At 72.3% G+C, this 13,068-nt stretch carries 11 protein-coding genes and 1 other RNA gene; 8 read left to right on the top strand and 4 right to left on the bottom strand.

The features are described from left to right. Positions 1 to 189: 189 nt before the first annotated feature. Complete coding sequence (locus BLV76_RS15760; protein WP_090970098.1) at positions 190 to 2,232, bottom strand: NAD(+) synthase; 2,043 nt, start codon at positions 2,230 to 2,232, stop codon at positions 190 to 192. Positions 2,233 to 2,500: 268 nt separating this feature from the next. Between BLV76_RS15760 and BLV76_RS15755 the strand changes: the two genes are divergently transcribed. The 3 genes from BLV76_RS15755 to panB all read left to right on the top strand — a co-directional run bounded on the left by BLV76_RS15755 (position 2,501) and on the right by panB (position 5,563). Further along, on the top strand, positions 2,501 to 3,415 hold the full coding sequence (locus tag BLV76_RS15755; RefSeq protein ID WP_090970096.1) for a GNAT family N-acetyltransferase: 915 nt from the start codon (positions 2,501 to 2,503) through the stop codon (positions 3,413 to 3,415). 10 nt (positions 3,416 to 3,425) lie between these two features. Further along, positions 3,426 to 4,592, top strand: coding sequence for a PQQ-dependent sugar dehydrogenase (locus BLV76_RS15750; protein ID WP_217630362.1), 1,167 nt, complete (start codon positions 3,426 to 3,428; stop codon positions 4,590 to 4,592). A gap of 113 nt (positions 4,593 to 4,705) precedes the next feature. After that, positions 4,706 to 5,563: a 3-methyl-2-oxobutanoate hydroxymethyltransferase gene (panB, locus tag BLV76_RS15745; protein WP_090970092.1), complete on the top strand. Its 858-nt coding sequence runs from the start codon at positions 4,706 to 4,708 to the stop codon at positions 5,561 to 5,563. Positions 5,564 to 5,570: 7 nt separating this feature from the next. On the opposite strand, the gene BLV76_RS15740 is transcribed toward panB, so the two are convergent. Next, positions 5,571 to 5,771, bottom strand: coding sequence for a hypothetical protein (locus BLV76_RS15740; RefSeq protein WP_090970090.1), 201 nt, complete (start codon positions 5,769 to 5,771; stop codon positions 5,571 to 5,573). A 23-nt stretch (positions 5,772 to 5,794) separates the two neighbouring features. Between BLV76_RS15740 and map the strand changes: the two genes are divergently transcribed. From map to rnpB, 5 genes are all read left to right on the top strand, one after another. Continuing rightward, positions 5,795 to 6,643 carry a type I methionyl aminopeptidase gene (gene map / locus BLV76_RS15735; protein ID WP_090970088.1) on the top strand — a complete coding sequence of 283 codons (849 nt, stop codon included), beginning with the start codon at positions 5,795 to 5,797 and terminating at the stop codon, positions 6,641 to 6,643. A gap of 92 nt (positions 6,644 to 6,735) precedes the next feature. Then, positions 6,736 to 8,352 carry a circularly permuted type 2 ATP-grasp protein gene (locus BLV76_RS15730; RefSeq protein WP_090970087.1) on the top strand — a complete coding sequence of 539 codons (1,617 nt, stop codon included), beginning with the start codon at positions 6,736 to 6,738 and terminating at the stop codon, positions 8,350 to 8,352. After that, on the top strand, positions 8,346 to 9,272 hold the full coding sequence (locus BLV76_RS15725; RefSeq protein WP_090970085.1) for an alpha-E domain-containing protein: 927 nt from the start codon (positions 8,346 to 8,348) through the stop codon (positions 9,270 to 9,272). The genes BLV76_RS15730 and BLV76_RS15725 overlap by 7 nt, the downstream gene beginning before the upstream one ends. Beyond that, positions 9,272 to 10,111, top strand: a complete 840-nt coding sequence (locus tag BLV76_RS15720; protein ID WP_217630361.1) for a transglutaminase family protein — start codon at positions 9,272 to 9,274, stop codon at positions 10,109 to 10,111. The genes BLV76_RS15725 and BLV76_RS15720 overlap by 1 nt, the downstream gene beginning before the upstream one ends. A 32-nt stretch (positions 10,112 to 10,143) precedes the next feature. Further along, positions 10,144 to 10,511: RNase P RNA component class A (gene rnpB / locus BLV76_RS15715), an RNA gene on the top strand. A gap of 6 nt (positions 10,512 to 10,517) precedes the next feature. On the opposite strand, the gene BLV76_RS15710 is transcribed toward rnpB, so the two are convergent. Beyond that, positions 10,518 to 11,396, bottom strand: a complete 879-nt coding sequence (locus BLV76_RS15710; protein ID WP_090970083.1) for a serine/threonine-protein kinase — start codon at positions 11,394 to 11,396, stop codon at positions 10,518 to 10,520. Between the two features lie 186 nt (positions 11,397 to 11,582). After that, on the bottom strand, positions 11,583 to 13,034 hold the full coding sequence (locus tag BLV76_RS15705; protein WP_090970081.1) for an RNB domain-containing ribonuclease: 1,452 nt from the start codon (positions 13,032 to 13,034) through the stop codon (positions 11,583 to 11,585). Between the last annotated feature and the right edge of the window lie 34 nt (positions 13,035 to 13,068).

Genomic DNA, 13,068 nt, shown 5'->3' with positions numbered 1-13,068 from the left:
CCGTGGCTAAGGGCGCGTTAAGGCGTCCGGGGATCTCGGCCCGAGCGGTGAGTGAGCCACATTCCCTGGTTCGACGAGGTGGCTCACGCACCGCCCACCGGCGCGGCGTACGACGACACGCGCGCCGGCGGTGCCACAGCCACATTCCGTGACGGCGGAATGTGGCTCACACACCGCCCACCAGCACGATCAGGAGGCCGGCACGTCCCGCTCGATCTCCGCGAGCCAGGCGGTCCCGCGGGCGTCGCTGGGCATCCGCCAGTCGCCGCGGGGGCTCATCGTCCCGCTCGCGCTGACCTTGGGCCCGTTGGGCAGGGCGGAGCGCTTGAACTGGTTGGCGAAGAAGCGCCTCACGAAGACCTCGAGCCAGGACCGGATGTCCTCGAGCGAGTACGCCACCCGCGCGTCGGCGGGGAAGCCGGGCGGCCACTCCCCTGCCTCGACGTCCTTCCACGCGTGCCACGCGAGGAAGGCGATCTTGCGCGGCCGGTAGCCGTGGCGCACGACGTGGGCGAGCGTGAAGTCCTGGAGGTTGTAGGGACCCACGGAGTCCTCCGTGGCCTGCGGCTTGACGCCCTCCTCGGTCGGGATCAGCTCGGGGGTGATCTCCTGCTGGAGGATCTCGCCGAGCACCTCGCCGACCTCGTCGCTGAACTCGCCGTGGCTGATCACCCAGCGGATCAGGTGCTGCACGAGCGTCTTCGGCACGCCGGCGTTGACGTTGTAGTGCGACATCTGGTCGCCGACGCCGTAGGTGCACCACCCGAGCGCGAGCTCGGACAGGTCGCCGGTGCCGACGACGATGCCGCCGCGCTGGTTGGCGAGCCGGAAGAGGTAGTCGTAGCGCAGCCCGGCCTGCACGTTCTCGAACGTGACGTCGTAGACCTTCTCCCCCTGCGCGTAGGGGTGGCCCATGTCCTTCAGCATCTGCTCGGCCGCGGGCCGGATGTCGAGCTCCGCGAACGTGACGCCGAGCGCCTGCGAGAGGCGGGTGGCGTACGACTTCGACGTGGCGCCGGTCGCGAAGCCGGGCATCGTGAAGGCCAGCACGTCGCTGCGCGGCCGGCCGAGCCGGTCCATCGCCTTGCACGCGACGATCAGCGCGTGCGTCGAGTCGAGGCCGCCGCTGACGCCGATGACGGCCCTGGGCGAGCCGATCGAGGAGATCCGGCGCTCGAGGCCCGACACCTGGATGTTGTAGGCCTCGTAGCAGTCCAGCTCGAGCCGCGCGGGGTCGTCGGGCACGAACGGGTAGCGGTCGACCTTGCGCAGCAGCCCGATGTCCCCGGCCGGCGGCTCGAGCTCCCACTCGACCGTGCGGAAGCGCTGCACCCGCTCGTGGTGGGTGCGCCGGTTGTCGTCGAACGACCCCTGCCGGATCCGCTCCTGGCGCAGCCGGTCGAGGTCGACGTCGACGACCGTGCGCCGGGGCCCGTCGGGGAACCGCTCGCCCTCGCCGAGCAGGTCGCCGCACTCGTAGACCAGCGTCTGGCCGTCCCAGCTGAGGTCGGTGGTCGACTCGCCCTGGCCTGCGGCCGCATAGACGTACGCCGCCGCGCACCGCGCGCTGGCACTGCGGACCAGCAGCCGACGATCCTCGGCGCGCGCGACGGTGATCGGCGAGCCGCTGAGGTTCGCGAGCACGGTCGCCCCGGCCAGGGCGGCCTCGGCACTCGGCGGCACCGGCACCCACATGTCCTCGCAGACCTCGACGTGGAGGTCGAGGCCGGGCACGTCGAGGCACCGGAAGATCAGGTCGGGCCCGAACCGGACGTCCTGCCCGGCGACGGTCACCCACTCGAGCTCGCGGTCGTCGCCCGGCGCGAACCAGCGGCGCTCGTAGAACTCGCGGTAGTTGGGGAGGTACGACTTCGGCGCGACGCCGAGGATCGAGCCGCGGTGCACGACGACCGCGCAGTTGTAGACCCGGTTGCCCTGCACGACCGGCGCGCCGACCACCAGCGCGGTCATCAGGTCTCCGCTCGCCGCGACGATCTCCGCGATCGCCTCCTCGACCGACGCCAGCAGCGTGTCCTGGAGGAACAGGTCGTCGACGGAATAGCCGGTCAGCCCGAGCTCGGGGAACACCGCGACCGCGACGCCGTCGTCGTGGCAGGCGCGCGCCTGCTCGATGACGGCCGCGGCGTTGGCCGCGGGGTCGGCGATGTGCACCGGCAGCGTGACGGCCGCGATCCGGGCGAAGCCCTGCGCGTAGGCGGAGTAGAAGTCCACGCGCTCACTCTAGGGAACCCGGGGCGAGCAGAGGCCACGGTGGCTGAGGTGCGAGCGCAGCGAGCCTCGAAACCTCCGAGGTGGGGAACCGGCGGGTCGTGGACCAGCCCGCTGGACCACCCGACGGTTCCCCACTCACGGCTCAGTTCGCGACCACGAGGTCGGGGGCGACCGCGATCAGCGCGGTGAGGTGGGCGTACCCGTCTTAACCGGATGGGACGCCGAAAAGGTTGGGACGAGTTGCAGCCGACGCGCCTACGGTGCCCCCATGCCCACTTCACCGGCGATCGAGATCACGCCCTGCACCACCGACGCCGACTACGAGGCCTGGCGGCAGGTCCGGATCGCGGTGCTCCCCTACGAGCGCTGCGACTCCCTCGAGGAGCTGAAGAAGCAGGACGCGAGCCCGACCCGCCTGATGGTGCTGGCGCGCGAGGGCGGCGTCGTCGTCGGCCTGGGCTTCGCCGACCGCTCGGACGCGGCGGCAATGGGCTCGCTCGCGCCGCGGGTGCTGCCCGAGCACCGCCGGCGGGGCGTCGGGACCGCCCTGCTCCACCACCTCGCCGATCACCTCGCGGCGCTGGACCTGCCGCGCGTCCGGGCCACGGTCGACGACGACGGGTCGCTCGAGTTCGCCCACGCGCACGGCTTCGAGGACACCGACAACGAGATCGAGCAGACCTTCACCCTCGACACCGCCCCGCAGGTGGGTGCGGCCCCGGAGGGCGTCGACGTGGTCCTCGCGTCGGACCGCCCCGACCTGTGGGCAGCGGCCTACGACGGCCTCGGCAAGGAGGCCGTGAGCGACTTCGCCTTCTCGACCTCGATCGACCTGACCCCGGAGCGATGGGCCACGAGCTGGCTCGGCGACCCGATGTTCCTCGCGGTCCACGACGGCGAGGTCGTCGGCTGCGCCGGCCTGATCCGCGACACCGACGTGCCGCACCGGGCCGAGAACGCGTTGACGGCCGTGCGCCGCGACTGGCGCGGGCGAGGCCTCGCGGTCCACCTGAAGCAGCGCACCCTCGCGTGGGCGGCCGGGCACGGGATCACCGAGGTCTACACCTGGACGCAGGACGGCAACGATGCGATGCGCGGGCTCAACACGCGGCTGGGGTACGCCACCACCCGGCGCAGCACGATGGTGGCGCACGACCTTCCGCTGGGCCCGGCCCTCGACTAGCGTCGCGGGGGTGCGCCCCCACCTCCGCACCACCTCGTTGTCCCTGACCGTCGCCGTCCTCGCGGGCGGCTTGCTGACCGGGCTCCCGCCGTCCGTGGCCGCACCAGCCGATCGCCCGGCGGTCCGGGCGGAACGGGCGGAACGCGCGCCCGAGCTCCGGGTCCGCACCGTCGCCAAGGGCCTGGCGAACCCGTGGGACGTCCAGCAGGCGCCCGGCGGCCGGCTGGTCGTCTCCGAGCGCGACCGCGCCCGCCTCAGCGTCGTACGCCACGGGAAGCGCCGCACGCTCGCCGACCTCTCGAAGCTGGTGTGGGTGTCCGGCGAGACCGGCCTCATGTCGCTCGCCGTCGACGCCCCGTCGCGCACGGTGTGGGCCTGCCACGGCAGCGCGAAGGGCGGTGACCACGTGCAGGTCAGCCGCTGGCGCGTCGACAGGAAGTGGAAGAAGCTCAGCCACCGCCGCACCGTCCTGACCGGCCTGCCGTCGAGCTCGGGACGCCACGGCGGCTGCCGGCTGCTGCTCGACCGCGACAGCGACGCCCTCGTCGTCGGGACGGGGGACGCCGCCGTCGGCACCAACCCGCGCGACCTCGACTCGCTCGGCGGCAAGACGCTGCGGGTCCACCGGCGCACCGGCGCGCCGATGGCGGACAACCCCTACGCCGACGCCGGCACCGCCCGCCGCTTCGTCTGGACCTACGGCCACCGCAACGTCCAGGGCCTCGCCCAGCGCGCCGACGGCACGCTGTGGTCGGTCGAGCAGGGCAGCTACCGCGACGACGAGGTGAACCTGCTCGTCCCCGGCGGCGACTACGGCTGGAACCCGGTCCCGGGCTACGACGAGTCGGTGCCGATGACCGACCAGGCGCTCCCGGGCGAGCAGCAGGACGCGCGATGGTCGTCCGGCGACCCGACCCTCGCCACGTCGGGCGGGGCGTGGGTCCGCGGCAAGCAGTGGGGCGACCTCGACGGCACGCTCGCCGTCGCGGCGCTCAAGGCCTCGGAGGTCCTCTTCCTCGAGTTCGACGCCGACGGCACCCTCGTGTCGGTCACCCAGCCCGAGGAGCTGAAGGCCTTCGGGCGGCTCCGCTCGATCACCTCGGCCCGCGACGGCGACCTGCTCGTGACCACCGACAACGGCAGCGACGACCGTGTGCTGAGGGTGTCTCCCCGCTGACGCCGGGCACCGAGGGTGACCATCGACACACGGCTCCTACCGGCCGGTCGGCACTAGCCTGATCGTGGTCCGTGGACTCCATCAGGGAGCCGCGAGATGACGAGGAGCGACCCATGCCTGCACCCACCGAGGAGACCGCGCCCTACGGTTCCGGTCCCGCCGCCACGACCGCGCCCGTGAAGCGGGTCCGCACCCATCACCTCCGGGAGATGAAGGAGCGCGGCGAGAAGATCACGATGCTCACGGCCTACGACATGTACACCGCGGCGACCTTCGACGAGGCCGGCATCGACCTGCTCCTCGTCGGCGACTCGGCCTCCAACAACGTCCTCGGCAACGAGACCTCGCTGCCCATCACGGTCGACGAGCTGCTGCCCCTGACCCGTGCCGTGAGCCGGTCGACGAGGCGCGCGATGGTCGTCGGCGACCTGCCCTTCGGCAGCTACCAGGCCTCACCGGAGCAGGGCTACCTCACCGCCGTCCGCTTCATGAAGGAGGCCGGCGCGCACTGCGTGAAGCTCGAGGGCGGCGCCGAGATGGCCCCCGTCATCCGCAAGTGCACCCAGGGCGGCATCCCGGTCATGGCGCACATCGGCTTCACGCCGCAGTCCGAGCACACCCTCGGCGGCTACCGCGTGCAGGGGCGCGGCGACGCGAGCGACCGCGTCCTCGACGACGCCCGGGCGGTCCAGGAGGCCGGCGCGTTCGCCGTCGTGATGGAGATGGTGCCCGGCGACGTCGCCGAGCAGATCAGCAAGGAGCTGACCATCCCGACCATCGGCATCGGCGCCGGCGCCGGCTGCGACGGCCAGGTGCTGGTGTGGCAGGACGCGTTCGGCCTGCGGACCGGCAAGATGGCCCGCTTCGTCAAGCAGTACGCCGACGTGCACCAGGTGCTGCTCGACGCGGCCCGTGCCTACGCCGACGACGTGCGCGGCGGCACGTTCCCCGGGCCGGAGCACACGTTCTAGCCGGCGGTCAGTCCTCGAGCTTGTCGTCGTTCCAGTCGGGGTCGTTGTCCCAGGCCTCGTTGCGCTCGGCGACCTTCTCGAGGGCGCGCGCCGCTTCCTCCCTGGTGTCGTAGGGACCCAGCCGGTCGGCGTTCCGGGCCCCGTCGTCAGGCTCGACCTCGTGGGTCTTCAGGTTGAACCACCAACGCTCGCTCTCGCCGTTGCTCATGCGGCGAAACTACACTTCCCGGCGTGTCTGCCGTAGCACCCGCAGAGGTGTCCGCCCGTCGTCCCGTGCCCGTCTCCATCCCGCGTCCGGAGTACGTCGACCAGCCGGCGCCGCAGCGCTTCACCGGCGAGGAGGTCAAGGACGCCGACACGATCGAGCGGATGCGGGTCGCCGGCAGGCTGGCGGCCCGGGCACGCGACCTGGTCGGCGAGCACGTCGTGCCGGGCGTGACCACCGACGAGCTCGACCGGATCGGCCACGAGTTCCTCTGCGACCACGGCGCCTACCCCTCGACCCTCGGCTACCGCGGCTTCCCGAAGTCGCTGTGCTCCAGCGTCAACGAGGTGATCTGCCACGGCATCCCCGACGCACGGGTCGTCGAGGACGGCGACATCGTCAACATCGACATCACCGCCTTCATCGACGGCGTGCACGGCGACACCAACGCGACCTTCCTCGCCGGTGACGTCGACGAGGAGTCGCGCCTGCTCGTCGAGCGCACGAAGGAGTCGCTCGACCGCGCGATCAAGGCCGTCCAGCCCGGCCGCCGGGTCAACATCATCGGCCGGGTGATCGAGGCCTACGCGAAGCGCTTCGACTACGGCGTGGTCCGCGACTTCACCGGCCACGGCATCGGCACCGCGTTCCACTCGGGACTAATCATCCCGCACTACGACGACCCGAGGTACGACGACGAGATCCGCGTCGGCATGACCTTCACCATCGAGCCGATGCTCACCCTCGGCACGCCCGACTACGACATGTGGGACGACGGGTGGACCGTGGTGACGAAGGACCGGAGGCGCACCGCGCAGTTCGAGCACACCCTCCTCGTCACGCCGACAGGCGCCGAGGTGCTCACCCACCCGTGACCCCGGAGCGGGGTCGCAGCGCTGACACCTTCTTGAAACACACGAGACGCTCGCGCAACACGTGCGTCACGCGATCCCACTAGGGTCGGCACATGCCGCGCCTGTTCGACGACTACGCCACCGGTCGGGCCTATGACGAGATGTTCGAGGACGGCGCCGCCCGCGATCCCTACCTCAGGCTGAGTCGCTCCTTCAACGACCTCGACCCCGACGACGTCGCCTCGCGCGTCGAGGCGCTGCGCACGGCCTACCTCGACCAGGGCGTCACCTTCGACATCGGTGGCGAGGAACGCGCCTTCCCGCTCGACATCGTGCCGCGGGTGATCGAGATGGAGACCTGGCAGGAGGTCGACGCCGGCGTCCAGCAGCGCGTCAAGGCGCTCGAGGCCTTCCTCGCCGACGTGTACGACGCCGGGCAGGTGTTCGAGGACGGCGTGATCCCGCGCCGCGTGGTCGCCACCTCCTCCCACTTCCACCGCGAGGCCGGCGGCGTGCGCCCGCCCAACGGCGTACGCGTGCACGTCTCCGGCATCGACCTGATCCGCGACGACGAGGGCAACTTCCGTGTGCTGGAGGACAACGTCCGCGTGCCGTCGGGCGTGTCCTACGTCATGACCAACCGCCGCTCGATCGCGGCCGCGCTCCCCGAGGCGTTCTCGCACCACCGGATCCGCCCGGTCGCGAGCTACCCGCAGCGGCTGCTGGCCGCGCTGCGCGCCGCCGCGCCCGCAGGCGTCACCGACCCGACCGTGGTCGTGCTGACGCCGGGCGTCTACAACGGCGCCTACTTCGAGCACGCGCTGCTCGCCCGCACGATGGGCGTCGAGCTCGTCGAGGGCCGTGACCTCCAGTGCCGCCGCGGGCGCGTGATGATGCGCACCACGCACGGCCTCGAGCCGGTGCACGTGATCTACCGTCGCGTCGACGACGAGTTCCTCGACCCGGTGCACTTCCGCGGCGACTCGCTGCTCGGCTGCCCCGGTCTCATCGACGCCGCACGCAGCGGCCAGGTGACGCTCGCCAACGCCGTCGGCAACGGCGTGGCCGACGACAAGCTCGTCTACACCTACCTGCCCGACATCATCCGCTACTACCTCGGCGAGGAGCCCCGGCTCCGCAACGTCGACACCTGGCGGCTCGGCGACGCCGACGCCCGCGAGGAGGTCATGGACCGCCTCGACGAGCTCGTCGTGAAGCCCGTCGACGGCTCCGGCGGCAAGGGCATCGTGATCGGTCCCGCCGCCACGAAGGCCGAGCTCGACGAGCTGCGGGTGCGGGTGATGGACGACCCTCGCGCGTGGATCGCCCAGCCGGTCGTCCAGCTCTCCACCGTCCCGACCTACGTCGACGGCACGATGGCCGCGCGCCACGTCGACCTGCGCCCGTTCGCGGTCAACGACGGCCAGCGGGTCTGGGTGCTGCCCGGCGGGCTCACCCGCGTCGCCCTCGAGGAGGGCCAGCTGATCGTGAACTCCTCGCGCGGCGGCGGCTCGAAGGACACGTGGGTCCTCGCGGGCACCGCACCGACCCCGGTGCCGCCCGCCGAGCCGCCCGCCCCGGTCCCGGTCGGGCCGACGCCGAGCCCCGGCCCCGCGATGGACGAGGCCGCCGCGACCGTCGACGGCCAGCAGCAGCAACAGCAGCAGCAACAGGTCCGCCACGTCGACGCCGGCGACGAGGACGGCGACGAGGACGGTGCCGGATGCTGAGCCGCATCGCCGAGTCCATGTTCTGGATCGGCCGCTACGTCGAGCGCGCCGAGGACACCGCGCGCATCCTCGACGTCCAGACGACGCTCCTGCTGGAGGACTCCGGCGACGAGGAGACGACGTGCCGCAACCTGCTGTCGGTCATGGGGGTCGACCCGCCCGACGACAGCCAGGTCGGCCTCGACCTCGTCCTCGGCCTGCTGGCCTACGACCCCCTTGCACCGGACTCGATCGCCGCCGTCCTGGCTGCTGCGCGCGAGAGCGCCCGGCGTGCGCGGGAGACGCTCTCGGTGAACATGTGGGAGGCGCTCAACACCACCCACCGCACCGTCACGTCCGGGCAGTTCCGCCGGATGGGCCAGGGGGCGAGCTTCCGCTGGGTGCGTGACCGGGCAGCGCTCATCAACGGCGCCGCCGACGCATCGATGACCCGCGACGAGGGCTGGCAGTTCCTCGTCCTCGGCCGGATGATCGAGCGCGCCGACATGACCTCGCGACTCGTCGCCACCGCGTCGCTCGCCGGCGGGGTCGGCTCGCCGTGGTCCAACACGCTGCGCGCCTGCGGGGGCCACGAGGCGTTCCTGCGCACCTACAAGGGCCTCGAGACCGAGCGCGGCGCAGCCGAGTTCCTGCTGCTCGACCGGCTCTTCCCCCGCTCGGTCGTCTTCGCGCTGTCGAGGGCCGAGCAGTGCCTCGACAACCTGGAGTCCGGACAGCGCGTCGGCTTCCAGAACGACGCGCACCGGCTCATCGGCCGCACCCGCGCCGAGCTGGAGTACCGACCCCTCGCCGACGTCATCGCCGACCTGCCGGCCGAGATGGAGCGGTTGCAGGTGACCTGCGCACGGGCGACCGAGGCCATCGCGCACCGCTACTTCGCGGGCTCCGAGGGCACGCACTGGATGGGAGGGCGGATCTGATGCAGCTGCGCATCGTCCACACGACCGGCTTCGAGTACGACGGCCTGGCGCTGGCGTCGTACAACCAGGCGCGGATGACGCCCCAGACCGGGCCCGGCCAGATCGTCGTGCACACCCGGCTCGGGGTCTCCCCCACACCGTGGACCTACGACTACCGCGACTACTTCGGCAACGACGTGACGTCGTTCGAGGTGCTCGACCCGCACGACTCGATGACCGTCACCGCCGTGTCGACCGTCCACACCGACCGCCCGCCGGCGGGGATGCCGGCGCTGGTGTGGGAGGACCTCGCCGACCCGGGGGTGGCCGACCGGTGGACGGAGTACCTCGCCCTGCCGGTCCTGGTCGCCCCGCCCGACGACCTCGCCGCCAAGGCGCGCGAGATCGCCGCGGCGGCCGGCACCCCCGGCGAGGCCGCCCGCGAGATCTGTGCGTACGTCCACTCCGAGGTCGACTACGTGCCCGGCTCCACCGACGCCGCCTCGCCTGCGGTCGACGCCTGGGGGCAGAAGGCGGGCGTGTGCCAGGACATGGCCCACCTCGTGCTCGGCTGCCTGCGCACGATCGGCATCCCGGCCCGCTACGTCTCGGGCTACCTCCACCCGCAGGCCGAGGCGAGGATCGGCGAGACGGTCCAGGGCGAGTCGCACGCGTGGGTCGAGTGGTGGGACGACGGCTGGCACGGCTTCGACCCGACCAACGACCTCGAGCCCGGTGACCGGTGGGTGGTGGTGGCGACCGGCCGCGACTACCTCGACGTGCGCCCCCTCCACGGCATCTACACCGGGGCGGAGACCTCCTCGATGTTCGTGCGGGTCGACGTCACTCGGATCGCCTGATCCGGGTCCCCGGCCCTAGACTCCTCGCCGAGTGGGTCGGCCGGGCGGCCGCGGTCCGGGGCTTCGGCTCCGGGTCGAGGAAGGTCCGGGCTCCACAGGGCAGGGTGGTGGCCAACAGCCACCCGGGGCAACCCGCGGGATCAGTGCCACAGAGAACAGACCGCCAGCACCTCCGGGTGCTGGTAAGGGTGAAACGGTGGTGCAAGAGACCACCAGTGCGCCGGGCGACCGGCGCAGCTAGGCAAACCCCACCCGGAGCAAGATCAGACAGGATGCGCCCGAGGGCTGCCCGCCCGAGCATCCGGGTAGATCGCACCAGGCGGCCGGCAACGGTCGTCGCAGATGGATGGTCGCCCCTGCGCAAGCAGGACAGAACCCGGCCTACAGGCCGGCCCACTCCCCCTCGTCAGCCCGCGGCGCTCGAGACCACCGCGAGCACCTCGCCGAGCCGGTCGTGCAGGTCCCGCACGACCGGCCGGTCGGCGGGGTCCGGAGCCAGGCACGCCGTCACCAGCTCGGCGAACGGAGCAGGCACGTGCGCCGGCAGGCGGCTGAACGGTGGAGCAGGGCGCTGCAGCTGGAGGAAGGTGCCCGCGTCGAGTGCCAGGCGCTCGGCCTCGTCGAGGGGCGCGAACGGCGCCACCCCCGTCGCTGCCTCGAAGAGCGTCGCCCCGAGTCCCCACACGTCGGTGGCCGCGGTGACGATCCCGCCCCGGGCCTGCTCGGGCGCGAGGTACTCCGGGGTGCCCAGCCCACGGTGCACCCGTCCCGGTGGGCGGGCGATGCTGAGGTCGACGAGGGTCGCCCGATCGCCGTGCACCAGGACGTTGCCCGGGCGGATGTCGAGGTGGAGGTAGCCCTGCCCGTGGAGGTAGCCGACCGCGGAGGTGAGCTGGCGCCCGAGGTGGCCCAGGTCCGCGACCGGTTGCCGACCCGTGCCTTCGCCGATCACTTCCGCGAGCGTCGGCCCGACGTCGGTCTCGAGAATGACGACCGGGCTCGCTCCCTCGACGGTCTCGATGGCGCGTGGCAGGTGCAGGTGGGCCAGCACCTTGAGGAGCCACCCCTCCTGCAGCAGCCGGTAGCGCACGCGTGCGACGTCCACCCGGTCCGGGCGGATGGTCTTGGCCACGCAGCGGCACAGCCGCTCCTCCGACCAGACCTCGTAGACGTCCACCGCGCGGCCTCGCGCGAGGTGGCCGACGACCGTGTAGCCGGGCGCGACCTCGTCCCCGGCCCCCAGGACCGGCGGCTCGTCCGGCAGCGGGACCGCGAGCGCGCTCATGCCGCACCCGCCGGGAGCCTGCGCCCCGCGCCGGTTGCGCGCGGCGACCTGGTCGTGGGTGGCATCCGGGCTCCTGGCGATCGGCGTCGTCCGTCGTCCCGACGTTAGGGACGGGCGCGTGCGACGTGCCAGTTGTCCTTTGGTGCTAGCACCACAGGCGCGGCTGGGGCCCGGCTCGGGCCCGGCTCACGCCAGGCGGAACTGCACCTTGCGCGTCTTCGGGTCGGCCGAGACCAGCTCCACGGAGACCTCCTCGCCGAGCGGCAGGTCCGACTCACCGGTGACCCTCGCCTCGACGGCGGGGTCCTGGATGGTGATGTCGCCCTTCGTGTGGTCCTTCTCCTCGAGGTCCACGACAACGGCGGTGAAGGTCTCCCCCACCCGGTCGTGGAGCAGCTCGGCCTCGCAGAGGTCGACGATCGCGTTCTCGTACTGGTGAGCGCGACGGCTCGAGCCCGCCATCGTGTCGGGCAGCTCGGTCATCGCGGTGATCACCCACTCGGGCACCTCCGTCCCGGCGCACAGGGCGAGGCAGATCTCGCCGGCGTAGCGGTCGGCGAGGCGCCGCAGGGGCGCGGTCACGTGGGCGTACTCGGAGGCGAGGCCGGAGTGCTGGGAGTACGCCGGCAGCTCGCCGTTGAAGGTCACGTAGCCCGCGCCGCGGAGGAGCCGCGTGCACGCGACGATCATCGCTGCGTGCGTGGGCTTCGACGGGTCGAGCGTGCGGACGAAGTCGGGGTAGAGCTGCTCGGCGGGCCACTCGATACCGAGCGCCCGGGCCGTGCGGTGCAGCCGCTGCACGTCGCGCGGGTCGGCGGGCGGCAGCGTGCGCAGGATGCCGGTGCGGGCGTAGACCATCAGCCCGGCTGCGGCCATCCCGGTGAGCAGCGAGATCTGGGCGTTCCAGCTCTCCGCGGGCAGCAGCTCGCGGAACTCCAGCTCCCAGTGGCCGTCGCCGGTCTCGACGAGCTCCTGCTCGGGCAGCGGCAGCGACACGCCGCCGCGGGCCGCCTCGCGGGCGAGCCGGAGCTCGCCGACCTCCTTGAGCAGCTCCATCACGGGCGAGGCGGTGCCGGCGTCGAGGTCGGCCTGGACCTGCTCGTAGGAGAGCTTGGCGCGCGACTTCACCAGCGCCCGCTCGACCTGGACGTCGACGCCCTCGCCGGTGTCGTCGACCTGGATCGTCCAGAGCAGGGCCGGGCGCACCTCGTCGGGCAGCAGCGACGCGGCGCCCTCGCTCAGCACCGTGGGGTGCAGCGGGATCTTCGAGCTCGCGCCGTAGAGCGTCTCGCCGCGCCGGTTGGCCTCGACGTCGACCGGGTCGCCCGGCGTGACGAAGGCCGCGACGTCGGCGATCGCGTAGTGGACGACGTAGCCGTCACCGTCGCGCTCGATGTGCATCGCCTGGTCGAGGTCGCGCGCGGACTCGGGATCGATGGTGACGAGCTCGATGTCCGTGCGGTCGAGCCCGGGCAGTCGCGGGTTCGCCGCCGCCTCGGCCGCCGCGCGCTCGACGGCGTCGGGGAACGTCGCGGAGACCTTCATCTCCTGCTGGATCGCGACGATGCCGTCGCGCATCTCCTGGGCGGTGACGCTGTCACCCGTCGACCGGACCTTCACCACACGGTTGCTGGGCATGGGCCGACCCTAGCCAACCGCCGCAGCGCCCGCT

The sequence above is a fragment of the Nocardioides exalbidus genome (assembly GCF_900105585.1).
Lineage (GTDB): Bacteria > Actinomycetota > Actinomycetes > Propionibacteriales > Nocardioidaceae > Nocardioides > Nocardioides exalbidus.
Note: the sequence above shows the minus strand (reverse complement) of the source record. Positions and strands in the feature narration are given on the sequence as shown.

What these genes read in the sequence shown, in the direction of transcription:
- BLV76_RS15730 (WP_090970087.1), top strand. Translation starts at nt 6,736, where the DNA reads ATGCCGCGCCTGTTCGACGACTACGCCACCGGTCGGGCCTATGACGAG.
- BLV76_RS15740 (WP_090970090.1), bottom strand. Translation starts at nt 5,771, where the DNA reads ATGAGCAACGGCGAGAGCGAGCGTTGGTGGTTCAACCTGAAGACCCAC.
- BLV76_RS15710 (WP_090970083.1), bottom strand. Translation starts at nt 11,396, where the DNA reads ATGAGCGCGCTCGCGGTCCCGCTGCCGGACGAGCCGCCGGTCCTGGGG.
- BLV76_RS15725 (WP_090970085.1), top strand. Translation starts at nt 8,346, where the DNA reads ATGCTGAGCCGCATCGCCGAGTCCATGTTCTGGATCGGCCGCTACGTC.
- panB (WP_090970092.1), top strand. Translation starts at nt 4,706, where the DNA reads ATGCCTGCACCCACCGAGGAGACCGCGCCCTACGGTTCCGGTCCCGCC.
- BLV76_RS15755 (WP_090970096.1), top strand. Translation starts at nt 2,501, where the DNA reads ATGCCCACTTCACCGGCGATCGAGATCACGCCCTGCACCACCGACGCC.
- BLV76_RS15720 (WP_217630361.1), top strand. Translation starts at nt 9,272, where the DNA reads ATGCAGCTGCGCATCGTCCACACGACCGGCTTCGAGTACGACGGCCTG.
- BLV76_RS15705 (WP_090970081.1), bottom strand. Translation starts at nt 13,034, where the DNA reads ATGCCCAGCAACCGTGTGGTGAAGGTCCGGTCGACGGGTGACAGCGTC.